The sequence below is a fragment of the Natrinema limicola JCM 13563 genome (assembly GCF_000337475.1).
Taxonomy (GTDB): domain Archaea; phylum Halobacteriota; class Halobacteria; order Halobacteriales; family Natrialbaceae; genus Natrinema; species Natrinema limicola.
In genome coordinates, this window is sequence record NZ_AOIT01000091.1 from 16,088 (window position 1) to 41,207 (window position 25,120).

At 56.0% G+C, this 25,120-nt stretch carries 21 protein-coding genes and 3 pseudogenes (1 of these 24 only partly in view); 3 read left to right on the plus strand and 21 right to left on the minus strand.

The genetic code is table 11. From position 1 onward, the window contains the following. Positions 1-610: 610 nt before the first annotated feature. The 3 genes and pseudogenes from C476_RS17450 to C476_RS19900 all read right to left on the minus strand — a co-directional run. Positions 611-1,753, minus strand: coding sequence for a tyrosine-type recombinase/integrase (locus C476_RS17450; protein WP_049912087.1), 1,143 nt, complete (start codon positions 1,751-1,753; stop codon positions 611-613). 1,064 nt (positions 1,754-2,817) lie between these two features. After that, positions 2,818-3,117, minus strand: a complete 300-nt coding sequence (locus C476_RS19605) for a hypothetical protein (RefSeq protein ID WP_241430523.1) — start codon at positions 3,115-3,117, stop codon at positions 2,818-2,820. A gap of 129 nt (positions 3,118-3,246) precedes the next feature. After that, positions 3,247-3,591: pseudogene (locus C476_RS19900) on the minus strand (SprT-like domain-containing protein); the annotation flags it as partial. A gap of 228 nt (positions 3,592-3,819) precedes the next feature. Here C476_RS19900 and C476_RS17460 point away from each other — a divergent pair. Further along, complete coding sequence (locus C476_RS17460) at positions 3,820-4,971, plus strand: homing endonuclease associated repeat-containing protein (protein WP_130501502.1); 1,152 nt, start codon at positions 3,820-3,822, stop codon at positions 4,969-4,971. A gap of 2 nt (positions 4,972-4,973) precedes the next feature. Here C476_RS17460 and C476_RS17465 read toward each other — a convergent pair whose 3' ends face one another. From C476_RS17465 to C476_RS17480, 4 genes are all read right to left on the minus strand, one after another. After that, positions 4,974-5,804 carry a hypothetical protein gene (locus tag C476_RS17465; protein ID WP_008015454.1) on the minus strand — a complete coding sequence of 277 codons (831 nt, stop codon included), beginning with the start codon at positions 5,802-5,804 and terminating at the stop codon, positions 4,974-4,976. Continuing rightward, a complete protein-coding gene (locus C476_RS17470) occupies positions 5,797-7,611 on the minus strand; it encodes an SWIM zinc finger family protein (protein ID WP_049912090.1) in 1,815 nt (604 codons plus the stop codon). Before C476_RS17470 ends, C476_RS17465 begins: the two co-directional genes overlap by 8 nt. 84 nt (positions 7,612-7,695) lie before the next feature. Beyond that, positions 7,696-8,253 carry an IS1096 element passenger TnpR family protein gene (locus C476_RS17475; protein ID WP_049912091.1) on the minus strand — a complete coding sequence of 186 codons (558 nt, stop codon included), beginning with the start codon at positions 8,251-8,253 and terminating at the stop codon, positions 7,696-7,698. An 887-nt stretch (positions 8,254-9,140) separates the two neighbouring features. Further along, entirely contained in the window at positions 9,141-10,025 is an 885-nt protein-coding gene (locus tag C476_RS17480) for an IS1096 element passenger TnpR family protein (protein WP_008015459.1), read from the minus strand. Between the two features lie 211 nt (positions 10,026-10,236). Between C476_RS17480 and C476_RS17485 the strand changes: the two genes are divergently transcribed. Continuing rightward, on the plus strand, positions 10,237-10,596 hold the full coding sequence (locus C476_RS17485) for a hypothetical protein (protein ID WP_008015461.1): 360 nt from the start codon (positions 10,237-10,239) through the stop codon (positions 10,594-10,596). Between the two features lie 92 nt (positions 10,597-10,688). Here the strand turns inward: C476_RS17485 and C476_RS17490 are convergent, their stop codons facing one another. From C476_RS17490 to C476_RS17510, 3 genes are all read right to left on the minus strand, one after another. After that, a complete protein-coding gene (locus C476_RS17490; RefSeq protein ID WP_008015464.1) occupies positions 10,689-11,195 on the minus strand; it encodes a hypothetical protein in 507 nt (168 codons plus the stop codon). After that, on the minus strand, positions 11,192-11,560 hold the full coding sequence (locus tag C476_RS17495; protein WP_008015466.1) for a UPF0175 family protein: 369 nt from the start codon (positions 11,558-11,560) through the stop codon (positions 11,192-11,194). The genes C476_RS17490 and C476_RS17495 overlap by 4 nt, the downstream gene beginning before the upstream one ends. A 777-nt stretch (positions 11,561-12,337) precedes the next feature. Next, complete coding sequence (locus C476_RS17510) at positions 12,338-14,341, minus strand: hypothetical protein (protein WP_049912095.1); 2,004 nt, start codon at positions 14,339-14,341, stop codon at positions 12,338-12,340. Positions 14,342-14,495: 154 nt separating this feature from the next. On the opposite strand from C476_RS17510, the pseudogene C476_RS17515 reads away from it, so the two are divergent. Further along, a pseudogene (locus tag C476_RS17515) lies at positions 14,496-15,044 on the plus strand (ISH6 family transposase); the annotation flags it as partial. A 61-nt stretch (positions 15,045-15,105) separates the two neighbouring features. Here C476_RS17515 and C476_RS17520 read toward each other — a convergent pair. The 11 genes and pseudogenes from C476_RS17520 to C476_RS17565 form a co-directional block, all read right to left on the minus strand. Beyond that, a complete protein-coding gene (locus tag C476_RS17520) occupies positions 15,106-15,582 on the minus strand; it encodes a S26 family signal peptidase (protein ID WP_008015475.1) in 477 nt (158 codons plus the stop codon). Further along, positions 15,579-18,011: a GLUG motif-containing protein gene (locus C476_RS17525; RefSeq protein WP_008015477.1), complete on the minus strand. Its 2,433-nt coding sequence runs from the start codon at positions 18,009-18,011 to the stop codon at positions 15,579-15,581. The genes C476_RS17520 and C476_RS17525 overlap by 4 nt, the downstream gene beginning before the upstream one ends. Continuing rightward, positions 18,008-19,198 carry a hypothetical protein gene (locus C476_RS17530; protein WP_008015479.1) on the minus strand — a complete coding sequence of 397 codons (1,191 nt, stop codon included), beginning with the start codon at positions 19,196-19,198 and terminating at the stop codon, positions 18,008-18,010. The genes C476_RS17525 and C476_RS17530 overlap by 4 nt, the downstream gene beginning before the upstream one ends. A 119-nt stretch (positions 19,199-19,317) precedes the next feature. Beyond that, positions 19,318-20,232, minus strand: coding sequence for a hypothetical protein (locus C476_RS17535; RefSeq protein ID WP_152418263.1), 915 nt, complete (start codon positions 20,230-20,232; stop codon positions 19,318-19,320). A 345-nt stretch (positions 20,233-20,577) separates the two neighbouring features. Continuing rightward, a complete protein-coding gene (locus C476_RS17540; protein WP_008015483.1) occupies positions 20,578-20,874 on the minus strand; it encodes a ribonuclease H-like domain-containing protein in 297 nt (98 codons plus the stop codon). Between the two features lie 783 nt (positions 20,875-21,657). Continuing rightward, positions 21,658-22,131: a pyridoxamine 5'-phosphate oxidase family protein gene (locus C476_RS17545; RefSeq protein ID WP_008015486.1), complete on the minus strand. Its 474-nt coding sequence runs from the start codon at positions 22,129-22,131 to the stop codon at positions 21,658-21,660. A gap of 167 nt (positions 22,132-22,298) precedes the next feature. Next, on the minus strand, positions 22,299-22,496 hold the full coding sequence (locus C476_RS18620) for a hypothetical protein (protein ID WP_130501511.1): 198 nt from the start codon (positions 22,494-22,496) through the stop codon (positions 22,299-22,301). A gap of 136 nt (positions 22,497-22,632) precedes the next feature. Next, positions 22,633-22,845 carry a hypothetical protein gene (locus C476_RS17550; protein ID WP_152418265.1) on the minus strand — a complete coding sequence of 71 codons (213 nt, stop codon included), beginning with the start codon at positions 22,843-22,845 and terminating at the stop codon, positions 22,633-22,635. Positions 22,846-22,969: 124 nt separating this feature from the next. Beyond that, positions 22,970-23,293, minus strand: a complete 324-nt coding sequence (locus C476_RS17555; protein WP_008015489.1) for a hypothetical protein — start codon at positions 23,291-23,293, stop codon at positions 22,970-22,972. Beyond that, positions 23,293-24,387, minus strand: coding sequence for a cytochrome d ubiquinol oxidase subunit II (locus C476_RS17560; RefSeq protein WP_008015491.1), 1,095 nt, complete (start codon positions 24,385-24,387; stop codon positions 23,293-23,295). Before C476_RS17560 ends, C476_RS17555 begins: the two co-directional genes overlap by 1 nt. After that, positions 24,380-25,120: pseudogene (locus tag C476_RS17565) on the minus strand (cytochrome ubiquinol oxidase subunit I) (it continues 599 nt past the right edge of the window). The gene C476_RS17560 and the pseudogene C476_RS17565 overlap by 8 nt, the downstream one beginning before the upstream one ends.

Consider the following 25,120-nt stretch of genomic DNA (forward strand, 5'->3'; position numbering starts at 1 on the left):
ATTGGAGGACTCGTTTGAATCGTCGGAATCAGGGGAACCAACACAGCCAGCGACCGTAAGCGCGATGGACGACCCCACCATGGAGAGGATAGTACGCCGTTTGTATCGAGAGGGCATTATGAGTAAATGCGTATGTTCGGATAATGAATTTTTCTGGGTATGAGATGAATGGGGCTCCCGCACCGATATCTCCTCCACTGTAATCTGGCAAGAGTCTCGTGCTAGATAAAGATGAAGNAATTTTTCTGGGTATGAGATGAATGGGGCTCCCGCACCGATATCTCCTCCACTGTAATCTGGCAAGAGTCTCGTGCTAGATAAAGATGAAGAGCTTGGTACAAGTCGTACTGCTGTCGCATCTGAGCGATATGCGGAGCAACCTAATGATGGTTTCAGTTGCTTCAGCTTGTACTAAATACGATCTCAGACTGAACTCATCCTCCGTATCACATACAGGGTACTATCAGTTTTTGAGGATTTCAACAGAGCCTNCAGCTTGTACTAAATACGATCTCAGACTGAACTCATCCTCCGTATCACATACAGGGTACTATCAGTTTTTGAGGATTTCAACAGAGCCTGTCCTACTGTTTGATGAATCCTTTCGGCGCTAGCCACGCACGTCGTCGATCGTATCGGACACGTCTTTCATACTGATATCGCTGTACGCTTCGTGCGTGGTTTCGATCGAATTGTGACGTAACGCCTCTTGGGCCTTTTCGGAGAGTCCTTCGGCGTACAGGTCGCGGCCTAACGCCCGTCGTGCGCCGTGGAGTGTGAGATAGTCATAGTCGCCGTCGGGGTCGATGTTCGCCTCGTCTGTGAGCCGTTTCAACAGGCGGCGGACGCCCTCTTTCGAGATCGAGGGCGGCGGGACCTCATGCTCACGGTGTAGCCGGTCGAGAACCGCGGTCTTTCCCGCATCATCCCTACTCTCGAGTGCTTCGTTCACCCGTTTTGCGCCGAGTGCATCGGTCAACACGTCTTCTTTCGACCCGTAGTGGCCGGTCGGGAAGACGGGCCACTCGTCGGTCGGTGGCTCGAGGTAGTCGTACCACCGCTCGAGAACGCTGTGGACACTCGCGGGGAACGGCGCTTCCTCGTACTCGCGGGACTTGCCGTACACTTCGATCATCCGCTCCTCGAAATCGATGTCCGACCAGCGGAGGCCGTTACGTTTCTCGTCTTTCGGATCAGCGAACAGTTCGGCCCCACGAGCGCCGGTGCCGTCGAGCATGACCACGATCGCCCGGTCGCGCAGCGCCGCCTTCGGATCGGTGCGGATCGTTCCCTCGAGGGCCATGTCGACGCGCTTGGTGGCGTAGTTGACGAGCTGCGTTCGGTCCTCGTCGGACCAGTACTGTGTTTTCCGTTTGCCGTCGTCTTCGGGGAGTGGGTCCATCGCCGTGTTCGTATTCGCCGGGTTCTGCTCGAGGTGTTGTTCACGAACGCACCACGAGAGAAACGCGCGCACGTAGGCGAAGTAGCTGCCCGCCGTCGACGCCGCGAGGTCCTCGTCGATCTTGACGCGGTCGTAGAGGTGTTCGCTGTAGGCGCGGATATCCTGGTCGGTCAACTCACCGACGCACTCGACGCCGCGGTCGTCCTTACAGTGGTCGGCGAACGACTCGAGTGGCGAGCGCATAGTCGTGACCGAGCCGTCAGCGTTGATCTTGTAGCGCAGGTAGTCGTCGATCGCGTCGTGGACGGTCGTGTCCCCGGAGGAACCCCGTCTGTCCATTGATCCAGACATTCGTATGTGGGGTACAGTGTCGACCCTCGTAAAGTCCCTTGGTTAAACGTGATTTTAACCAAGTGTAATCTGAAACGGCTCTCGCTGGCGATTTCGGGAGTCTACGGTACTCGAGCGTACAATATTGTATCCTATAAATTAAATATCGATATACAAAATACCGTTCAATTTTTCTAGACGTGAATCGTCCGAAAACAAACGTTAAACACGTTCTCACGGTCGAATAGAAAGAAAAATTGAATCGAGTTTCCCCGAGTCGACCTACTCGTCCGTCATCGCGGCCCCGAGTCGCTACTTCGAGATCGGGCTTCCCGTAGGGATCGTTACCGGCATCTATCTAAGCATCCCTCGACACGCCGGGAGGCGGCAACCAGATAGGAAGTCCGCCACGAGCGACTTGCGTCAGGACCTTTCGTCACTCCGACGCGGTCGTTCTTGAGGTTCACGAGTACCACCACGTCGTTAGAGTACCGGACACGCCGTGAGGGAATGCGCCTCAAGTCTGAGCTGCTCGCTGTCGCCGTCCTGATCGGTACGCAAGAGGTGTCGCGTGCGGTTGTGCTCGCGGACACTCCATAGACCGTCTCGAGTCGATCGCACAATCGATCGACAACAGAGAGGGTCTCAGCGAACGGTCCCAGCCCATGGTGGGAACGGTCCGTAAGCGAGGTGTGGGCGTCTGCGAACGCCCAGCCGATGTGAAGAGCGCCCTCTGAGAGCGAATCCTACGAAACCGAGTTGAGGGTCGACAGTGAGAAGCCATGAACCGTTCCGTCTGAGATGATGGTCGAGTTCAAACGCCGCTCTTCACCAAATCCGACGACACGAAATTTCAGCGAGCGGTTGGATCAGGTAGGCAGTGATCACACCATTTACCTGGCATCTCTGGATCCAAATCTGCACACCGATTACGGTTGTTCTCAATGGACAATGTCACGAGACTGCACTCCTCATGATGCCAGACCCCCTCTGAATCGCGGATGAACATACACTACTGTAAGACACGAAGAGTTAGTTAACACCTCTCAACATCCTCAATCGACGTCAACTGATCCGTCAACAGGCTAGAGGTCATTGGGTGTGATGATGTTCCCACTTTCATCACGCGTTTCGATTTCCAACGAGTCACAGTGTTCACAGATAGTGGCACCGTGGACAACCCGGCGGACGGTCTTGCACATCTGTCGGCGGCCGCCAATGAGACCACAGTTCTCGCAGTAGAACCGGTACCGAAGGTCGGCTTCATCGAATGAGGTGTCATCGCGCCATTCAGGAACCTCGTCAAGGACACCGCTGGGGCCTTCGACATGGAGTTGAGCGTCGCAAGTGCCACAAACTTGCGTTCCCTCGATCGCACGGGCCACGGCAGTACTCCAGCGGTGGCGACCGCCGATAAATCCACACCCATCCATGCAGTAGAAGCGATATTTGTAGTCCTCGGGTTGTTTCTCGTAGTGAGTGGTGCACCGCCCAGAGAGAGCTAACGGCTCCACCCATTGCTTGAACGATTCGCCATGACCGGTATCAACACCGGTAGTCTGCTGCTGGTAGGCGTGAACGAGTTCGTGGCGAATCGTCTCCTGTAGGGCTTCGAATCCCGCCCTGTCGTGGGTCTGTGCGGACAGACGAATTGTACAGTTGCCACGTCCGTCCGATGAACAGACCCCGTGCCGTCGCGTCATTCGTGTACTGGTCTCAAAGGTTACACGAGAGAGGTCAATGTGGTCTGGCGTCAATGGCCACTCAGTACCGAAAATAACCTCGTTCGCATACGCCCGTGCCCGCTGAGAAAGGGCGTGCGAATCTCCAAGCTTGCCCGCAGTCACCATACGTTCCATGTTCTGACGTGAGACAAAGAAGTCTCGATCTCTCAGTGGTTCGCAGCCGGTGTAGCACTGATGAGTCAACGTAATCGTCAAGATCGCCGTATTGTGGTGGGATTGGTCCGGGTTCTCGACAACATCAGGATCGCCGACACGCAGGTACTGACAAACTCAGAGATCTACCACACTGTCGAGTATGATAATTGAAACAGGTTTTTGGTATTTTAAACACATGACAGGCACATGGGCCGCACAGAACTCGTCCAGCATCTTCGAGAACTTGCGGAAGAGTTGGGGAGATCACCGACGACAGAAGACATGCACGAACACGGCCGATATTCCGCCCAGGCATATTATCACTATTTCGATGCATGGGACGAAACGCTCGAGGCAGCTGGTCTTGACGCCACAGCGACGACCCGTGCCAACGTAATCGAAGACTTGCAACGAATTCAGGACATCGTCGGAAACCCGTCTTCTTGGGCGGAGGCGATCCGGGAACACGGTCAATATCCACTCTCGCAAGTATACTCAAAGTTCGATGACCTCGAATCCGCGCTCGACGCAGCCGGGATCGAAAGGCAAGAGCCCGATACGATTAGCCAGGCGGACGTAATCAAGGAGATTAGCCGGCTGGCGACAGACGGAACGCCACCGACAGCCGATCAGATGGACGAAGAGGGTGCCTACTCGGCGCGAACCTGTCACGATCTGTTCGGATCGTGGAGCGATGCGCTACGTGCTGCGGGATACAAGCCACCAAGGACGGGTAACGAGTACACCAAGGCAGAACTGCTCGACGAACTCGAACGGCTTGCCAAGGAGTTCGGCCGATCACCGACAACCAGAGAGATGAGAGAGCATGGAAAGTACACAGCTTCGGTGTATTTCCGGCGGTTCGACTCGTGGAACGACGCGATACGTGCCGCGGGATACACGCCCGCTGCATCGAGCCCCGACGCATCCGAACAGCGCATTCCAGCCTCCGAACTGCTGGAGGAAATCGACAGGCTCGCAGATCAGGTCGGCGGACGGCCCACCGCCGAGCAGATGAACGAACACGGCCAGTATTCAGTGCACGCGTACGTCAATCGGTTCGACTCGTGGAACAACGCCATCAAGCGGGCTGGATTCTCCCCGTTTATTGGGACGTCGGAGGACCTCTTCTCCAGAGAAGAACTGATCACCGAACTACGGCGACTCGGTAATGTCGTCGACCGTCCGCCGACGGTCAGACAGATGACCGAACTCGGACGTTATTCACCGTCGCCATACAAACGGCGGTTCGGTTCGTGGGTTGAGGCACTCCGTGCAGCGGGATTCGAACCGACAACCCACCAGCTGCGCCGGTACGATCCCGACAGCGACGAGACGGCAGCAGACATGACACAGTAAGTTCACTGCCAGTTTTCTGGATCAGCAGCGATCGCGGCAAGGTCGGCTGCGTGCCGTTTCGCCTCATCAGGCAACAGCGACCTCGTCTGAACGTGTGTCCCAGCCGGATGGATGTCGGTCCCGACGTGTGATTTGTGATCCTGGTCAGTGTCGGCTTTTTCTTGTTGTTCGGCCTGGAGAGCCTCAATCTCTCTGACCGCTGTTGGGGTAAATCGATGGCCAGTTCCCCCAATATCGCAGACAACGTCGGCGTATTTCTGTTTCACCTTCACTTCGACATATGGCCGTCCTTCCTCGGCAGCGCGCTGACGTGCCTGTTCGCGGTCCGATGACCCTGCCTCGCCCGAGGAGTGCGTACACCGGATCGGGTCGACTTCACTGTTCGGCGTTTCCTGCCGGCGGTCTGTTTCTGGCGGGGTGCGTACCTCGATGCTGGGGCTGTTGTACTTCCGGGCACAGGCTGGACAGACCCTTTCGTCGAGATCGTCGTTGTACTGCGTCGCACTGCTGGCCTTGCCACACCAAGCACAATCGTCGTTCGAGTCAACCGTCGTCCACGAGACGTCACGATACGGTACTTGTCGCTTCAGCGAGACGATAACATCGTACCGTCTAGAGCGCATTTGCTCGATCGTGTCCTTGCAGTTGCTACACCACTTCGCGTCTGGACCACTAACGTCGCCGGGGACACCAAGAGTCCCCCACTCCGGATGTGTCAAGGCTAATTCGTCGAAGGTTCTCGTTTCGATAATCTCTGTCGAGCCGAGATGATGACAGGCATGTCGGCCGAGCAGATGCCATCGGTCTGTCGGTGTCAACCCCATTTCAGCCATCCGAACTCACCTCGCTATCGACCGGGGACTGAAACGCTTCCAGCAGGTCGTCCAGCATTGGTCGCAGCTTGTACTTCCGGTAGTGTTCGTCACGCATCGTCTCGACGTACTCGCGCCACTCATCGAGTTCGTCGGCTTCCCGGGCTGCTTCGCCCGCGTATCTGAGCCAGCGGACAGCTGTCTCGTAGCTGTCGTGTTTCCCCTGCTCGACGATCGGTTCGGCGTTCGATTTACACGTCCGGATTACCCATTGGGGACGATGCTCCCTGACTTCTTCGACGACAGTTTTGACCACCCGAGATCTGCCGGAGCGCTCAGCAACTTCGACGGCGTCATCGTACAGGCCTTCCTTGAGGAATACTTCAGCTGCGTGTCCCGACGCTGGAGTCTGCTCGCGAAGTGACTCCAAGAGTTCACTCCGAACGGACTCCCACTCGTCGCCTGCGAGTTCCTCCACAGCCTGATACGTACTCGGCGATGGACTCTCTTCGAAGGCAACAATCGCAGCCCGGAGCGCGAGATCCTCCTCGCCTAGGCTCGCGGCCCGATCCCGGAGCCACTCTGCTAACCTGTCTTTCCGTAAGCCGTCAACAGTTAGTCCGTGTTCGGCAACGTCCAGTGCAGCCATCGGGTTGTCAGTGTCACGCAGTGTTTTTGCAATATCCAGCAGCGACCGCGGCGTCGAGAGGTTCTCGGTCGCGCAGTCGACAGATGCCTGTATCTCTCCCTCTCGTGCCAGCATTTCGGTATAGTTCTGGGTCTTGCCTGCTGCCCTGGCCAGATTGAGATACTCATCAGTACGTCCCTGCCGTTCGAGAGCGAAGAGACGTACCGTGGTCAGACCGGCGACGAACTCCGGTTCGTCGACGTCGAGTTCCCCGTCAGTGAGAGAGCCGTCAAGGGCCCGCTGGAGCAGATCGTCGTCCCACCCTTCCCGTGCTGCGTCGGCGGCGACAGCAAGCGTCGGTCTACCGGTAAAGCGTCGTATCTCCTCGTCCCACTTGGTGAGGCGCTGTTCCCACTGTTCACGCTCACTCTCACTCAACTCGACCACGAGCATCGCTTCTGCGAATGTTTCACCCAATGTTCCCAGTGTCTCGTAGAGTTCGGTGACGTCGTACGGGAGCAGTCCAGACCAACGGTTGGTCGCGAGCACGTCCGAGACCGCCTCGAGAATCTCCACTGCTATCTCTCCATCGCCGGCGTCCAGTGCCTGCTGTGCCTGATCAATCAATTCGTCCAGCTCTGACGACATCCGCTCCGCCTCTGCATAGGCATCTTTGTGTCCTCGCTGACCCGGCTTTGGCAGTGCGTGCTTCGCCCGCTTGCGGATAGAATCGATATTCACTGATACGGTGGTGTCAGAAGCAGCCGCGTCCGTGGGCGTGAGGCGGAGTTCAATCCACTCGGCAATCCCCGGGCGGTCCTCGGAGAGTTCGACGAGTAACTCCTCGAGACGTTCACGACTCGCCCCCTCAAGCAACTCCGAGACAGGTGAGCTGTCGGTGACACGCTCAGGGTCGCGGAGACATATCAGAAGAACCGCCACACGGTGTTTGCAGATACCGCCATGGTCGTACGGACAGGTACACCCTGTGCGCGCAACGCCAGCATCGTCGAACTCGATCGTGACCGTGTAAGGCTGGTACTGGCTCCCCTCGACATCGGCACGGACTGTCTCCCCACGGCGAACCATCTCACCGACTGCGCTGCGGTCGTAGTAGGCCTGGCCGCGGTCGTAAGAGCTGGACCTGGCAAGGTCTCTGATTGTTGCTTCTGTGATGGGTGGCCATCGCTCGTTACTCATGCTCTTGATGCGTGGATAGTATTTGTTCTTGGAAATGTGTCTTGTTGATCGCACTCGGCGATGGAACAACATCGCGTGACATCGTCACCGATCTCGCCTGGGATACTGCGGCGGTGCCTCACCCTGTTTCTCGACGACAACCGGATCGTCATCGGGCGAGCCCTCCCAGATCTCTTCAATTTTGATGTGGTGCTCCCAACCGTCACCAAGGTCGAACTCGTAGAACAGCGTCTGTGACTGATCGAGCTCGAGTTCATCGATAGTGGTTCTGGCAGCGTTGCCTTCTTTTGGTGGGTGTTTCCGGAGTTCCCGGAATCGCTCTCTGGCTTCCTCGGGCTCGCTGTCGGGGATCGCGTGCTCGAGAAACCGGTCGATCTCGTCGTCGTCCATCGGTCGCCAGCTCTCGTCCCCACTGTACAACTGTGGATGGACGTAGCTCCGAGTGGCGATCCCGTGTTCGTCACGCGTGAGAAACTCATATGCGTGGCTATCGTAGCGGTCGAACGCGTCGAAAACCCCCTCATGAAGATCTGCTAAAGTACTGGATCCGCTGATCTCGATCTCCCGGTAGACTTCGGTCTCGGGCTCGAACTCCAGCGGTGGGTTCGGCAACAGCAAAACTCTGAACCTGTAGATTGTCATACGCTCTCTTTGTACTCCCACATGTAGGCATTTACTCATCTGTTCTTCGCACCGCATCTCGCTTTTCACAGTAGGTTGTAACATCGCGTAATGTCAAGGAGAGAGCCCAGAACCCACGTCACAGCACTATGTGTGAGCGACCAGAGGATCAACGGGAGCGGCCATGATCGTGTTACAATCTATCGGGATGAGCGTAGATTTTTAGCCATCCCCCAATATATTAAAATGTTAACATAGATATGAACTATGGTATTGTAATTGGATTGAGTATCGTTGCTCCGTTCCTAGTTATTTTAGGACGGTCAGCACTAGGAATAACACCTTCAGAATATCAACTACCCGGTTGGCTTGGAGTCATGGTCTTCACGCAGTTCCACGCCTTTGTATCACTACCATCACCCATGACGACAATACTAATCTCAATTGGTCTCGGTATGATCGTGCTTTTCGTCTATGACCTAGTTTTTCTTTTAAATTCCGGTAATGGAGGGTGATTCCAACTGTTTTAGCTAATCTCCCTCCAACTCCGACGATGGGTTAACGGAAGTAGATCCGGACACACTTGCGACCCAGTATACATATAAATCTTGACTACCTTCAAAAATACATCCCCTCTACGCACAAGACGTCCTAATTAGGCTGTTGCACCCATTCTTTTTTCGACATACGGATCCAATCTTAGTAGTTATCTGTAATTACATTTTTGAAGTATAATTATATTCGATATATCTATAACACGTATCCAAGTACACCACAAGTTCAAGGTCTCAAATTCTATAAAAATTGTGTTTCGCGCGCACACGAGCGAGTACGTGAAAGTCGAGCATGAAAGCTCTCGAGCATGAGCAGAATCAGATTCCGTACCTAATTCTCACGCCGAAATGTTTTTAAAGATGATCATACCCCTTGCGTTCGAGTTCTGCTTCCAGTTCGACATGCATCGCTTCGACAGTCTCGTCGTCGAAATGCTGTCCCGTCACTGCACCAGAGATCTCCGCGATTTCAGCGTGCCACTCACGCGCTGCATCCGCAAGGGCTGCTAGAAGTTCTTCCTCAGTCTTGTCTACTCCATCAACTTCCTCAACGATCTGCCATCCCGGCTGAAAGTTTTCGATGACGTACCCTGTATCCTCAAACTGAATTGCGAACCGCTCACAGACTGCCCCAAACCCAGTTTCGAGACTAAGTAGTGGAATGACGTGGACGACACGATCGCGCTCTTCCAGCCCACGAAGATCCGCAACAGGGACAGCGGTTTCGGGGAGAACTGAATAGAGCGGTTCAGGAAGGGGAGGATCGCTCTCACCAGTTTCCGGCGGATCGTGCTGGTCATTGATTGGATCGCCTTTCTCTTTCACAATGGCCGGCTCTTTGTCACTCGGCTCGTCGCTGAGGACCTCTTTCAAAATGGCGTAGAACCGCCATTCATCGCCGTAGTCATACAAATAGCAGATGCGATCGTACTGTTCGAGCCCGAGTTGGCGGGTCATCTCGCCGATCGTCACGTCTCCAGCGTTCTCGATCCGCTCGGTACGCAACAGTGGATCGCCACTGAGTGACTCCTCGTATTCCTGCGGACACTGGTATTTAACAGCACTGTCCCAGTAGCCCTCATCCTCTCCAACGAACCAGAGATGCCCCTGATCAAGTCCGACTGCGGGGTTGATCGACGACTGCAACTCGGTGATCGTTCTGTCTGCGCCGACGACGATATCCCGCCACAGCGAGGTAGGATCCGGATCGAATTTGATGCGAAAGCGATAGGCAGTCATCCTTGGAACTCTGTTCCTGTGTGGAAACTGGTGAGATCATCGATACGCTGTTCTAAGTCTGCGATTTCGTCACGGATCGTGTGCCAACTGGCAGTGGAAGACATATGACGTGGTTGTACAGTATCCGGACTAAACCTTGCTCACGGAACCATCGGTACAGATACTATTTATGAATAGACATTCTGATGCACGGTCTCTGTCAACTACAGATATGGCTGAAACATATACACTCTGTGTTCAGATCGAGTCACACGAGTACTATGGCGAGTTCTATCTCGTAGGCGAGGGATATGGAACCCCAGCAGAGGTGCTGGACAACATCGCTGCCGATCATCTCTTGCGAATCTCGAACGCGTCGCGTATCGAAGAATACCTACTTGATGTGCTGAAACAAGGAGAGAACGCAAGTGAGGGCGAGTATGACTCGACAGACGCTGACATCGAATGCTGGATTCACGTCGACGTCTCCTACCAGAGATACGCCTTCGGTGTAGGCGATAGAGTTGTCGAGTTAACCGGCGAACCGACCAAAAGCGAAATCGCCTCGACTGTCACGCAACTCCAGTCATAAACCGATCAATCGCTCACGGATCGAAGTGGAAAATGTAGAGATAGTTATCCTTCCCAGCGGGCATCAGGCGTTTCAAACTCAGAGCAAGCCCGTCATCGATATTCCGAGATCGTACGATACGGGACATAGTACCCAATTTCATCGATCCACGTCGACAGCCACTCGTCAGCAGTCGTTTCATCGATCTTCCCAGCATCGATTGCAGCCAACAGAACCCCAACCGACCCGACAACGGTTACGCCCTGTTCTTTCGCAAACGATCGGGCATCCCCGTCGTCGGTTAGCAGTCGACCGTCGTGTGCGTCAGCGAGGGCGAACGCCTGTGCTTCACCGGGATCGAGATGGCCACTGACGACTGCCTCTCTGTTTGCGACCGTGTCCGAAATCGTTGCGACTGGAATCTCGTCTTCGAGTGTATCGAGTGCTGACTGGAGATACGGATGGTTATCAACGCCGTTTTCGAGTTCCTCGCGAACGACTGGAACCGCGCAGATACCAGACAGTCCTGCAACCACCCACAGCTGGTCGATATACGCAAAATTCGAGAGGACAGTCGTGTTCAGGACGCTCGGATTCGCTGGAATATCGTCATCTGTCATTTCGCACGTGACTCCTCGTCGTCCGAGTCCTCACCACCGAATTCGAGTTCGCTCGCTGCCTCTACCTCATAGGCCGCATCTTCCTCATCAGCTAGCCCAAGCCGGAGTTCGACGCCGTGCTCACGGAGGATATCACGCATTGTCCAGCGGTCGACATCAGCGAGTCTCGCAGCATCACCGAGCGTGATCCGCTCGCGTTCATAGAGGGCGACCGCAGCTGCAATACGCTCGTTTTCATGGTCCTCGAAATATTCACGCACGAACTCTCGCAGCGCATCGCTCTTGCCACCAAATACACCAGCCTCGACAGCACCCTCAATGAGGAGGTCGAGGTCGTCTGGATACGACCCGGTGATTCGTGCCATCGTTCTATTTCAGACTACGTCTTCATACTATTTATGAACTGCGCCAGAATGCTGTATGCATTGAGAAGGACGGTCTCAACTTCTGTTCTCGGCGGCGACCACAACGTCAGGATCTCAAATTCTACAAACCACTAGAATCACACGAGCGCGCTCACGTTGTGTTTTGCGCGTACGCGAGCGAGTACGCTAACGAGCAAAGTCGTCAAGTTCGCCCAGCGGGATGGGTTCGGAGAGTTCGCCTCCAATACAGCCGACAACAGAGTCTACGAGGACGAACAGATCCTCAATCTGTTCGCCTCGGCATGTCTCACGCAGGGAAACACCAACATTCGGTAAGAGACGTACTCAGAGAAGACGATCTATCGGGATGAGCGAAAGTCTTGACGGTCATCCAATGATGGTCTCAGGAGTGAAGATAACAGCAGCGATGAGATACAGCAATACGAGGATTGCTGATAGACGTAATGCGCCGGCTGTCTGTCGCCGATTCTCTGGAAGGGACTCGGCAATACAAGCCAACGTCGACCCGACCATCATAATAAGCAACCAGTTGCTTGAGTCAGCGTTGCCCTCAATCCAAGAGTATACGTAAAGCCCCAAGAAGATAAGCGATCCAGCGAACTGAACTAACGCCGTAAGGCGGCCAGACGGCTTACTAAACACGACTTCGTTGATACTGGAGGGCATCAAGAGGGTATTCTCACCCGAAATTAAAATAGTATGTGTGTTAACACGTTCTCGAGCGGTACTTCCGTTCGTGCGATCGATGAGATCGGCCTATCCTCGCCGTCGGAGCACGAGCGCCGTCAGTAGTCCCGCAATCGACGCGAGTCCAGCCCCGATCCCGAAGCCGGGTGTGCCATCCGCGTTCTCGTCGTCTTTAGCAGCGTCTTCGGTCTCAGTCTCGAGGAATTTACTCATCGCGTCAGTATCGGGTCGTGGGAAGTCGTCTTCCCACTCGCCGGCCTGGTGGACGGTCGTCTCGGGCCCGACCACGCTCAACTGCTCGAGATCTGCCTTCGTTGCCGAGGCGGTGTCAATCCCGTCCATGTCGCCGACGTAGACGTACATCGATGTCGTCTCGTTGTGCTGTTCGGTCGCGACACCACTGACGGACAGACTCTCACTGACTGTGTCGGTAATCTCGCTCATGTTTTCGAACTGTGCTCCGGCTTCGACGCGCACCGTGCCGTCCTTGAGCCCGGCGTCGATTCGAGTGACCTTGAGTTCGGATTCGTTCAGCGCTGACACGAACTCTTCTGTTTTCGGGGACATCGTCGTCGACGACTGACTGTTTTGGATCGACTGTGCCCAACTCTTAATCGTCTGTCCAGCCAGCTCTTTTGCCTCGAGTTTAAATTCGCCGTCCATCGAGAGTTCGTCACCGTCGGTTTCGGCTGTTAGATCGAACGTGACATCGTTCGGCGGTTCGACATCGCGGGACTCGAGTTCGTCGATGTAGGCGTTCCAGTTTTTGGTATCGCCCGTCATCGTCGCATTGAACGACAGATCACCGGACGATGCTTGTTCGACCGACCCGTCCCAGGTAAACGTCGACTCGAGGTTCGCCGCCTGCTGAGCCTCGATGGATTTTCGCGCATTCTCGAGTTGCTCTTGAGGAAGCTGACCAGTCGTATTGGTTGCTTCCATCAGATCAAACATCGAAAGGGTCAGTTCGTCGTAGTTCGCGATCGCAATATCCCATTTGGCGTCAACCGAGCCCTCGTTCACGTCCATCATGAACGAGATCGTCTCAAGATTAACCTCAGTGACACTGGTCGCGATCTCCCGTGCTTCCGAGCGGGTCAAATCGGCTGACTCATCGGACACCAGTTGGTCGGTCAGCTGCTCTTCGATACCGCTGTCGATGCCGGTGTACGTAACGGTGTACGCAATCTCGAGCTGGGACTGGCCGCTCGATTGGTTCTGGAAATCGTAGTTCGTGATCTCGATCTCGCTAGTTCCGTTGAGACTCGTAGCGAGCATCCCATACTGGTCCTGAAGCGCTTGTTTAGCCTGATCTCGTGTTTCCCACTGACTCGCCGTCCACTGGGACAGGTTCCGTTCTTGGGTAACGTCGACCGTGTAGCCGCTCTTCGTCTCCGTCACGGCCGCATCGACGTACATGTTCGACCCGCTACCCATGGTGTCCGTCTCGGCGGACACTTCACCGTTCGTCTCGAACCGATCCGCAGTCGTAAAGATTTCGCCGCTCGTACTAACTGTCCCGGTACTCGTATTCTCGCCGTTGAACGACCCAGACATCCCCGCATTGAACTCGTTAGCGTCCTCAGAGACCTCACCAGAGACGTCGACAGTGAGATCTTTGAGATCGTCCGGCTGCTGCATGACCATCGATCCGTTTCCGGAGAGGCCCTGCTGGTTGAGGACCGTCGAGAAATTCGCTGATTCTATATCCTCGTTTGGGTTCTCGACGTCGTCAACGACAAGCATGTGAACCAAACCTTCACTGACATCCATACCCACGTCGATCTTATCGAGGTCCTCGGAGTCATTCTCATAGTGGAGGACGGCGCTTCCGTTGTCGCCGAGATAGATATCATCGGCCGGCTCAGACTGTGAGTCGACCTGTGTGATCGAGTCGTCCGATTCGAACTCCGGGGAGGGTTCAGTCGCTTGGGCAGTCGTCGTCGCACCGCCGAAGACGACCGGGAGTCCGATCGTTGCAACGCCAACAACTGCGACCATGCACACGGCCAGAAACGCCCTGAAGCCGTCCGTCGATCGCAGTTTCGCTAGCGATTTCAATACTGATGACATGTGAATGGACGTTCAACCGCGTGGGTATAAAAGTTAAGATATGGTGACATTCACACCCCCTGAAAGGCGCGGCTTGCTATGGTGGGTGGATACGGGTTCCCATTCCGTTCCACGAGGGACTGCTGGCAGTGCCACACTATCGGTGCACATCACCACTGTCGTCAGTGACGCCGAGAAGGCGCTCGTCGATGCGTTCGAGAGTGATGACCGATCTCCGCCAACTCGACCCCGTTCACGTTGGTCGAACGCTCGGGTACAAGCTCTGGAAAGCGATCGTCTCTGGCGTTACGGATGATTTGTTCCATCTGAAGGACTCTGTCGCACTCCATGCCCCGAGGAACGAGCGTTTGGCGATCCGCGAGCGGATCGACCAAACGCTCGAGAATCACGGGAAGGTTGCCTGGAGGTTAGAGCGTTAAGACTCCCCGGAAGCTACGGTGTACCTCCGGGAATGGGCAGAAGCAACCGTGACGTTCGCGGAACTCGCGCTTGATAAACAGCAGGTTCGTGGTCGAACGAGCCGGTGTAAGAATCAATGGATTGGTGGTCAGAAGTGGAGTTAGAGTCGCTTCTCTGGTTAAACCTGGTGAAGTATGCCGATTCCGAGCAGTTCGCGGCGTTCGCCGACGAACTGCTCGAGCGGTCAGCCAAAACAGCCACCACAATGGAGGTGTCAGTTGACGCTACCAGGGGCGAACTCTAGACGAGCTTGAAACGGGACCAAATATCTGGGCGTATTGACCGGTGAAGATTCGATCTAGTCCCTATGGGATTACACCCACAGCCGAAGAGTGTGAGAGTGGGGATCGCCAGTAGGTCCCCTCGATCCAGTCAGGATCGACAGGTCTCGAGAGACCACTCTCTTGGTCGTATGACGAGGCGGCGTCGCCCTTCGTGATGTAGCCTTCGTTTGGGGCCGGACAGTGAACCGCCGTTTCACAGGTGAGAGACTCGTCCTCGAGATCCTCGACCCAGTTCTCGCCTTCCTCAACGTCGGCTACGATCCGGTGGACCACGAGTCGCTCCGAGTCGTCGCCGTTGACCCGGTAGACGATTACCTCGCCATCCTTGAGATCGTCGTAAGTGCCCCAGTCGAGAACGACGATGCTCGAGTCAGCTTCGATCGTCGGCTCCATACTCTCAGTCGGGACCTCGTGGACGGTAACGACCAGCGAGAGACCGTACAGTCCCGCGAGGGCAATGAGGAAGGCACCGACGAGTGCGACGGTGGCACGTTTCATCTGTCAGCCCCTCCGGACACGTGTACCGTTGCACTTTCGGTCGTCTCGGCTGTCGCTTTGATGTCTTCGTCGGCGTGCTTGAGAACGAGTTTGAAGTCGATCTTTGTCTTGCGTTCGACGGCCCGATACGGTTCGAACTGTCTGTAGGCCGTCCCGTCGTCGGTACCCCCGTCGATCGCCTTGTGATTCTCGAGTGTGAGTGATACGTCCTCGCCAACGAGGCTGGTGAGTGAGACTGTGGCCACATCGTGCGGTGGGTTCCCGGGAAGGTCGCTGATCGGTTCGTTTTCGAAGATGGCGTCGAACCCGATTGGATCTCCTGATTCCTCGAGTTGTTCGTAATCGTCCGTGACGTCCGACGGCCCCGAAAATCTCGTGTTCACTAATTCCGGATAGTCGTCGGGATTTTCGACCGTCGTCCAGACGTCGATGAAGTCGAGCGCATCCATGTTAGTCTCGGCGTCGGCACCCTGCATTTCGTCAGTTGTGAGACCCTCGATGATCTCGTCGTCGGTCGCGTCCCCGATTCCGTCGTTCTGCCCCGTCGATTCGGTGTCCCAGTAGGAATCTTCGAGGATGCCGTCATCCCGTGTTACACCAAGAAGGCTGCCGTCCTCGTTTTGGCCGGCTAATCCTCCAACGGTGTTGTCGCCCATTACGCCGCCCGTCGAATAGACTCGACGGATCTCCCCTTCTTGATTGCCGCCGATGATTCCTAAAAAGCTTTCCTCGGCCAGATTGATACCGACGAAGCCGCCGATCCGCTCTCCACCATTGACGTCACCTCTGGCGTACGCGTCTTCCACGAGCCCGCCGTTTGCGCCGACAAGACCCCCAACTTCGTCGCCTCCTTCCACGGACCCTGTCGCAAACGACTTCTTGATCACACCGCGATCGTCGCCGCCGAGGCCGAGCAGGCCGGTTCCTGCGGCCAGATTCGCACCGACGAGTCCGCCGATGAGTCTTTTGCCAGAAACTCCACACTCAGCTGATGATTCTGTAATGACTCCTCCATCGCCGTTCGCGCCGACGAGGCCGCCGACGACGGACTCGTCTGGATCGAGGCCTTCAACCGTGACGCCGGTAGTTACATGTGAGTCACTGATGGTGCCGACGGTGCCATCCCCTTCATAGTTCAGTCCGACCAGCCCGCCGACGACGGACTCACCAACGATGGCCGCGTCACCGGTTACATACGAATTGGAGATTGTCCCGACTCCCGCCGCACCCGAGTTGTAGCCGACGAGCCCGCCGGCGGCGGAGTACTCGTCGTCGGGATGCACAGCGTTGGCCGTCACGTCTCCCTTCGCGTGCGAGCCCGATACGTCACCCTCGCTGAAACCGACGAGACCGCCGACGGTGTGGTCTGCGATCGCCTTACCGGTCGCATACGAATTGATCACTTGGCCGCTTTCGAAGTTGTGTCCAACAAGTCCGCCTACGTCGTTGGGTCCCTCGACTGTGCCAGTCGAGTGCGAATCAATCACATCACCACTATTGTAGCCAACCAGTCCGCCCACGAACTCCTCGCCTTCATTGTCGTCGAACTTTTTCGCTCCGACATCGACCGCTGCACTCGAGTTTTCAACCGGCCGAAAGTCGTGGTTGTAGCCGACCAGTCCGCCGACAGAATATTGGCCTGTTACTGACCCCCTGGCATGGGCTCCAATCCCCTCCGCACCGTCCATATTACCGACACCGGTCGCTCCGACCAGCGCGCCAACTTCTCCGAGCCCGGTTATGTCGACATGCGTAACGAAGACGTTCTCGAGCACACCGTCGATAACTCCGAACACACCAACATAATCCTCGTTGCTCCGATTGATCGTTATCCCACAGATTTCGTACCCGTTTCCGTTGAACGCGCCCGTAAACGGATTGCTCTCGTTACCGATCGGATTGAACCCAGCGCCGCCGTTCCACTGATGAGTTTCCGAGGCATCGATATTGGTCGCGAGTTCGTAGTGGGCGTCGAGTTCCTCGGCTACCGCCTGCAGTTCCTGGTCAGTTGTGATCTTGTAGGGGTTTGCTTCTGTCCCCTCTCCCGCTAGATCATTTGCGGGCACGATATTACCAGGAGTATCGTGTGGCTCGCTCCATCCCGCGTGGTCCTCCCTATTGGCGACATGCGGATTCGCCTCGAGCGTCAGCTCGAACCCGTCCGTGAGCGTCGACGGCAGGTTTTCGTACTCGAGGTCGACTTCAGAATCTCCGGACACCGAGACATCGCTTACGCGCCCACATGCCGTGTCGATCATCACGTCATTGGCGGTCAACCCGAGATCAGTCAGTGCGAAGGCTGGCTCGCCGGCTCCCAGAAGACGATCGTATCCGACTATCGATCCCGCGACGCCACCCAGGAGACCGAGTAGGGCGGTCCGTCTCGAGATTGCGCCATTGTCAGTCCGTCTTCGGCTGTCGTCAGTCATAGCTGGTCGTGAGGTTCATTGGTTGCTTCGCCTTCGAGGACGAGTCGGCCCCCGACGGCAACCCCGGGGTCAGGAGCAGGCTCTGGGCTCGATGACTGTCGCGTCCGGCTGCTGGTTGTCACCGTAACGTCGTCTTTCTCTACAGTGATCGAGAAGTCGATGAGTTCGGCCACAACAACCCCATAGGTCGTCGACTCGACGCGGATCTCCACCTCAAGTTCGGTCGTCTGTATTCGATCGCTAGGCTCAAAGGACGCAAACGTTGGCGAAATTTCCGAGTGGCTGGCAAGCGAAATCGGCTTCGTGCTAACGACGCCCGAAACCGTATCTGCTGGCGACTTGGCGGCATCGATCGACTGCGTCGCCAGCACCTCGAGGTCGTCGGCAAACTCAGGTCGGGCGAGTACGGTGACGGTGAACTCGTCACTGCGGCCGGCGACGTCATCATCGAAGCCGTCGTAGCTGATGTTGATTGGGCAGTCATCACCGCCGATCGTCATCGCGTCGATCGCACCCTCGTCTACATCGATGGTAAAGCTGTCGCGCAACGCGTCGACGTCGAGAACAACGTCGACGAGCCGCGTCACCGTCACCGTCATTGTGTGCGTTCGCGAGGCCGTGACGTCATAGGTCTCTGATGTGACGGTTACCTTGAGGTCGACGTCGGTCTCGGTCAGTTCGTCGTCTGGGGCGAACTCGGCATAGTCGTCCGAGACGGCCCCGTGTGTCGCGAAGTCGAGATTGTTGGAGTCGATGGTCTCGGCTGCAAGCGAGGCGGTGACGACGTCTCCGGGCGTCGCGCCTGCGTCGAGGCTGCCCGTCGCCAGCGCCTCGAACTCGTCGGCGAACGCAGGCCGAACCGCGACGGTCACGTCGAACTCTCCGGGACGGTCCTCGAGGTCGTCGCCGAACAGGTCGCCGTAGAAGCCGCTGTAGGCGATCTCGAGGCTGATCGCCTCTCCGGGGATGACGACTGGGTCAGGTCCGTCGGCGCGCATCCCGGCGACAGCAGCGGCAGGCGCGTCGACGGTCAGCGAAAGTGAGGCCTCATCCTTGAACAGCAAGTAGCCGGCTCCAAAACCAGCGAGTGTGCCCCCGCCGAGGAGCGACAGAAGTAGGGCCCGACGTGAGAAGTCCTCCTCTAGGGTGGCATCAGCAGCGTCATCTGTTGTTTCGTCGTTTGTCATTGTCGTTCAGTCAACAGGTTACAGTGGTCGAAAGCGATATGGCGGTGTCACGATGTGGATCACCTATCCGTTCGCTTGCCGGTTATGCGACTCGAACGAAGAAGTATCAGATTCGGTGATTACGTTCCATCTGTAACCTCGTTTTCTGCCGTTGCCTCAAGAACGATATTCCCGCCGACACTGACGTCAATCTGATCTTCGGTGACGATTTCGACATTCACGTACAGGTCTTCGGTGGCGTATCCCCACACGTCCTCGCTGTCTATGAGGCCGGTGGTGCTATCGGTGGGATCTAGATACCCACTCTCGAGGGAGGTCGTGTCGCCATCAGGTAGTGGTACCTCGGTGTCTCGACTTAGCGTATCTGAGAGAACGACGACAGTGAATGTGAGTTGGGTCGTTTTAGACGCGCCCATTGTTTTGCTACTAGGCTCAAAGTCACTCAAACTGATGTCGGGATGATCAGCGATGGGGATTGCACTTCCATCGAAATTAGTTATCGAATTATCATCAAAACCAGATAATTCTTCACTTATTGTTGAAGGCGAATCAGGAACCTCTGGATTATTATTATTATCTGTTGGCATATCAATCAAATCTCCTTCATTGTGGAACATCCGATATCTAGAAATATCAAGTCCGGTAATGTCTTTGTCACTGATATCACCATCAGATGGGGCAGTGGTATTGGAATCAGCTGGAGACTCCAAATATATCGCCGTGTAGAACTCGTTTGTACCATCAGTAAACTCAGCACTCGGGAAGTTGGAGTAGCTGAATTGGATCTCGGTTGCCGTGCCGATGTTTAGCTCAGTAAGATTCCCACCAGTAGTCGTAATGTCGACGTTGTTCCCACCGAGGTCGAGACCTTCCTGTGCAAACGCTGGCTCGTCGTCGGCCAGGAACGTCCGGTACCCAAGCACGCCGCCACCGGCGACACCGGCTAGACCGACCAACGCCGTGCGACGGTCCAGCGTTAGACCACTCTCTGAAGTACCATCCCCTTCGCCTTCGAGATTATCTCCTCCCATCACTACAAGACAATGTATCTTGAAGAAACATATATGGTTTGTATTCGTCTTTAGCTAAGACTGATAGTAATATTCAAAGATGAAAATATAACTGAAGATATTGGAAAGGCCAATTCCAGCCGGTAAGACGCTGTTCATCGTGAAAACAGGTGATAAGAAACGCTGAGAATTGGTGCCTTCGGCGTTTTGGCGAGGTGTGCGAGCGAAATTCGATCGAAGATCACGGCTAGATAGTATAGTATTACTGTGAGTATTAGCTAAAGACGGATGATATGGTTTGTATTTACCCGAAATCTCAACAGTTGGCACAGCGTGAGCCCGTGAGATCATCTCATCGTTGCTGACGACTCAGCGAAGTTCTTCGTAGGCGTTTGTGTCCCTGCTGGTGACAGAGTAGTTTGCAAACACGTTGAACCCTTTGGAAGCTATGGTCGACAGATCGACGAGGGTCTCGAGCACGTCGAGCGCGGAGAGGTAGTTATCGACACCGAGCCGAGAAAGACGCTTCGACAAGAACTCGAGGTCGAAGTCCTTGCCGTGGTAGGTGACGAGGGCGTCGGCATCGGCATTGTCGATTGCCAGATGTGTGCGGGCAATCATGGCCACTTCGTCGTCGCCGCCGCGGTGGAACGTCTGATAGGACACGTCGGCTGCCGGCGTGTTGCGGTCGTAGGTTGCGCTGGTTGGCTGATCAGAGTGCGTAAACGACCGCCACCGAAATGAAAGTCAGAATGGCTGTTAGGTGTGGATGAAAGTGGAGGCGAAAGTGAAGACGGTCGGTTTGGAAGTCCCAGGTTGGCCGTTTCATCGGCCATACGAGACATCAGCGCGCGGATCAATTAGTGTTTGGGAGTGCCACAACGAATGAAACTACGTAGCGGCTTCTGGGAGTGCGTCTAAGCGAAGTTCCTCGTGGCTGGCATCTTCTGCATGTGATGGCCTCTGGATCAACAACCCCAATACATCGATTTGGTCGCTCGGATGGAAAGCAAACAGATCGACAGACCTCTACTATTTGGTATCAGATTTATTTAGTTGCAAGATCAACATTGTGGAGGAGGGTGTGGACCATTCGGCCACAGCACCCACCAATCGGTTAGACATTTCACACCCTCCACACCTTCAGAGCAAAGTGTCAGAGGCTGCTACTCCCGAGGCCCACACGCTCTGCAATGACCATCATTACCTGCTACCGTTCCGACGGTTCACGCAGTCACTGCCACCTCTTCCCCACACGCCACCAACAGAAGTGCCGTGATCCCTCCGCCGACTGACTGCCAGTAGTCCCCGTTGTTCCGAACGACGGATCCAAGTTTGAGAGAAGAAGGGGAGACGCAATCGCCACTGTGATACCACTGAAACGAAGCGGCAGATTACGATTCCCAGTGACTACGGACTGTTGCTCTTAACCGCTCCTACGAACGCCTGTCACTCAAGTCGGGACGCGCTCTCGTTGCTGTCGCCGTCTGTATTTGTGCGACCAGTGAGTGTCTCAATATCGTATTCGTACCATTCCACCTCGCTATCACTATCTTCTCGGCGAGACGCGGTCTCGATATTCGAAGCTTGGGTGAAGAAAATGGCCGCGGCCCAGTTCGCAACAGCATCATTTGACAGTGACTGCAGTGATCCCGTCGCAACGACACTCTGCCACGTACCATCAGAGCCGTATTCGTAGGCAGTCAATGTAACCGTCTCACTGGTCTCGAGGAACTGCTGTTTCTGACTTTCTGACTCGGTTACAAACTGAAGGATGCAGCGCTCTGACTCGAGATCGTAGCCATACGAGACCGGGATTCCATAGCCATCGTTGTCTTTTGCGAGAGAAAGAACTCCATGGCCTTGACTAGCAAAGAATTTCTCAGCCATCCTCGAAGAGATCGCATCTCCAATATCGCCCATATTGATTGTTTGATACTATTGTATTAACATTTCCGATTGACACTTATTGGCTGTCATAGACGGCATTCAGCGGATAGCCGGTCCGACTGATTTGCTCGGATGGGTCACGAAACGTATTGACGAGTTCAACAGCAACCCGATAAAGTCCGGATTCACACCAGAGCCAACTACATCTCATGCCACTTGCGATAGAAACCGATGCTGAACAGCAACAGGAGTACCCCGATTCCCAGATTTCGGAAGAGCGACCCGTAATCCCCGCTGAGATACACTTGTAATATGCCGACGCCGACGAGTATCGCGATGACGAGGATTGATAACACGAGCATCCACGTCGCATCGTCGACCGTATCAGTGCTATTCACGGCTGGATCCACCCCGTCAACGGTAACTGCGGGCGACAGCGGTTGCTTACGATGTCTCTTCTCGAGTCGTCCGCTGGGGTGGTGTGTCTAGTTGGCATATGCAGAGTACCGAGGCCGGGGATAAGGAGTGTGGACGTCAGTGCGTCGTCGCCTCGGGCGAGAGGCCGATTCCCGCCAGCAGGAGACCGGCGGCGACAATCAACCCGAGGCCGAGTGCCGTGACAATATCGCCGAGTCTGAACATCCAGACGGCTGCAATGATGCTCGCGAGGACCATCGCGACGCCGCTTACGAACAGGGAACTGTTGTACGGCTTGTGTCCATTGTTCTGTGACATGGGTTGGCTCACATGTGGTACAACGGCCCAAACGCGCTAAAGTGGTGACCTGTTGGACAGTATTGTCCGCTCTAGAGGGTACTTCGCGGTTCGAGGTAATAATTGCGAACGGGAGTCTCGAGCCAGACATGGGTTGTTACGGTAGCTCTCCGGTCAGCTGTACCCAGCCCTTGATCAGTTGGTTCACGTTATAGAAGATGACGCCGACGGTGAGAAGCGACGTCGCGAGATAGATGAGAAAGCCAACCGGGCCACCGACCGTGGTCCCGAGGAGGCTGCCGGTAATGCCGACGGCGGTGAGTTCGAACCACGTAACCAGTATTCGCGAGCCGAGTTGCGGGGGTGACTGTTCACGATCGGATCGGCGGCGTTCAACACCGGTACCGGTGCGTTCCTCGTCACGAATCGAGTCGTTCTCAACGGTGCTCGTTCCGTTGCCGTCCGTCTTGTCACGCTTCATCAGTACGATTCCTCCACGTCGATCGGTCCACTGAACGCCGAGTACAGCACGCCGAAGTAGATGAAGATCAGTGGCAAGAGCAGCCCTGCACCGATCGACATGAGATTGAGCGGGACCGTCGAGACGATCGCTGCATCGACGGTCAAGCCAACTGCAGGGTCGATGGTCGGATACATCAGCCCGGCGACGATACTCACGAGACTGAACACGAGCCCGGCAGCAGCGACGAACGCCACGTAGTACCAATCACGGCTCGTCGCCACGGCGTACACGCCGGCGAGAACGAGCGTCAACACGACGAGTGCCACCACGAGCGGCGAGACGAGTGCCGACCGAAGATCCGGGACTCCGACGGCGATGTACGCAAGCGTCAGGACGACTAACACGAGATAGGCACCGAGAGCGCGATAGCCGTCCGCCTGGAGGTCGGCACGGAGCTCGCCCCGCATCTTCAGCCGGAGGAAGGCAACACCGTCAACGACAGTGAGCGCAACGACGGCCAGGCCAACGACGAGACTGGGAAGGGTAATGATGGTCGTCGCGCCGACCAACCAGTTGGCGGTGAACATGCCGAGGAAAAACGGCGCTGCGACGCTGCCGACGATGAACGCGCGGCCCCACCAGNTGGTCGTCGCGCCGACCAACCAGTTGGCGGTGAACATGCCGAGGAAAAACGGCGCTGCGACGCTGCCGACGATGAACGCGCGGCCCCACCAGCGTTGCCAGTCCTCGTCGTGGCGCTGTTCGTACATCTCTGGGGCGAGTCCGCGGATGATGAGTGCGCCGAGGATCGCGAACATCAGCAGGTAATGACGGCTAAACAGGTTGCCGTAGACGGCTGGGAACGACGCAAAGAGCGCACCACCGAAGACGACCAGCCACACCTCGTTGCCGTCCCAGAACGGACCGATCGCTGCCAGTAACTGCTCACGTTCGTGACTGTCTGTACGGGTCGCAAACAGTAATCCGACGCCGAAGTCGAACCCGTCGAGAAACAGGAACATCGCGAAGATGAAAAACACCAGTCCGAACCAGATATCCGCGAGCGGCAAGTCGAACAACGGACCGTTCGCGAGCCAGCCACCGTCAGTCATCAGCGCCCACCTCGTCCGTCGGCGTTTCCGGACGCTCAGTCACCGTGAGGTCAGCCGGTGCTGGCGGGCCGCTACGGACAATTCGGGAGATGACATAGAGATACAACACGAGCAACGCTAGATAGACGACGACGAAGCCGGTCAATGTCGCTGTCGCCTCTGCGCCGGTGAGGTCCGACGAAACGCCGGCGCTTGTCTTCATGACATCTTGAATGATCCACGGCTGGCGGCCGACTTCGGTGACGACCCAGCCGAGATGGACAGCGAGGATGCCAAGCGGTGTCGACGCCATCAGCGCCAGGTGCAGCAGGTCATCCTCGAGGAGTTGGCCACGAATCCAGCGGTAGCCGCCCCAGACGGCCAGGAGGATGAACCAGAACCCGAGGCCAACCATCGCCCGGAACGACCAGAAGACGAGGGCGACGGGTGGCTGTGGGCCTTCGAACTCCTCGAGGCCGCGGATCGTCGCCTGTGGATCGCCGCCGCTGGCGAGCCACGATGCGCCACCTGGGATCCCGATGCCGAAGATGTCCTTCGCCCGGGGATCGAGGAGATTCTCCATACTCGTCGGGAACGCAATGATGTACTCGGGGACGTACGACTCGGTCTCCCAGATAGCTTCCATTGCGGCGAACTTCTGTGGCTGCGTTTCGAACACGTGTCGTGCGTAGAGGTCACCGTGGAGGACCTGCAGCGGCGCAGTGATGATGAGGGCGATGAGCCCGAACTTGAG

What these genes read in the sequence shown, in the direction of transcription:
- C476_RS17530 (WP_008015479.1), bottom strand. Translation starts at nt 19,198, where the DNA reads ATGACAAACGACGAAACAACAGATGACGCTGCTGATGCCACCCTAGAG.
- C476_RS17480 (WP_008015459.1), bottom strand. Translation starts at nt 10,025, where the DNA reads ATGACTGCCTATCGCTTTCGCATCAAATTCGATCCGGATCCTACCTCG.
- C476_RS17490 (WP_008015464.1), bottom strand. Translation starts at nt 11,195, where the DNA reads ATGACAGATGACGATATTCCAGCGAATCCGAGCGTCCTGAACACGACT.
- C476_RS17520 (WP_008015475.1), bottom strand. Translation starts at nt 15,582, where the DNA reads ATGAAACGTGCCACCGTCGCACTCGTCGGTGCCTTCCTCATTGCCCTC.
- C476_RS17555 (WP_008015489.1), bottom strand. Translation starts at nt 23,293, where the DNA reads ATGAAGCGTGACAAGACGGACGGCAACGGAACGAGCACCGTTGAGAAC.
- C476_RS17510 (WP_049912095.1), bottom strand. Translation starts at nt 14,341, where the DNA reads ATGTCATCAGTATTGAAATCGCTAGCGAAACTGCGATCGACGGACGGC.
- C476_RS17485 (WP_008015461.1), top strand. Translation starts at nt 10,237, where the DNA reads ATGGCTGAAACATATACACTCTGTGTTCAGATCGAGTCACACGAGTAC.
- C476_RS17475 (WP_049912091.1), bottom strand. Translation starts at nt 8,253, where the DNA reads ATGACAATCTACAGGTTCAGAGTTTTGCTGTTGCCGAACCCACCGCTG.
- C476_RS17460 (WP_130501502.1), top strand. Translation starts at nt 3,820, where the DNA reads ATGGGCCGCACAGAACTCGTCCAGCATCTTCGAGAACTTGCGGAAGAG.
- C476_RS17525 (WP_008015477.1), bottom strand. Translation starts at nt 18,011, where the DNA reads ATGACTGACGACAGCCGAAGACGGACTGACAATGGCGCAATCTCGAGA.
- C476_RS17470 (WP_049912090.1), bottom strand. Translation starts at nt 7,611, where the DNA reads ATGAGTAACGAGCGATGGCCACCCATCACAGAAGCAACAATCAGAGAC.
- C476_RS17450 (WP_049912087.1), bottom strand. Translation starts at nt 1,753, where the DNA reads ATGTCTGGATCAATGGACAGACGGGGTTCCTCCGGGGACACGACCGTC.
- C476_RS17465 (WP_008015454.1), bottom strand. Translation starts at nt 5,804, where the DNA reads ATGGCTGAAATGGGGTTGACACCGACAGACCGATGGCATCTGCTCGGC.
- C476_RS17495 (WP_008015466.1), bottom strand. Translation starts at nt 11,560, where the DNA reads ATGGCACGAATCACCGGGTCGTATCCAGACGACCTCGACCTCCTCATT.
- C476_RS17545 (WP_008015486.1), bottom strand. Translation starts at nt 22,131, where the DNA reads ATGGGCGATATTGGAGATGCGATCTCTTCGAGGATGGCTGAGAAATTC.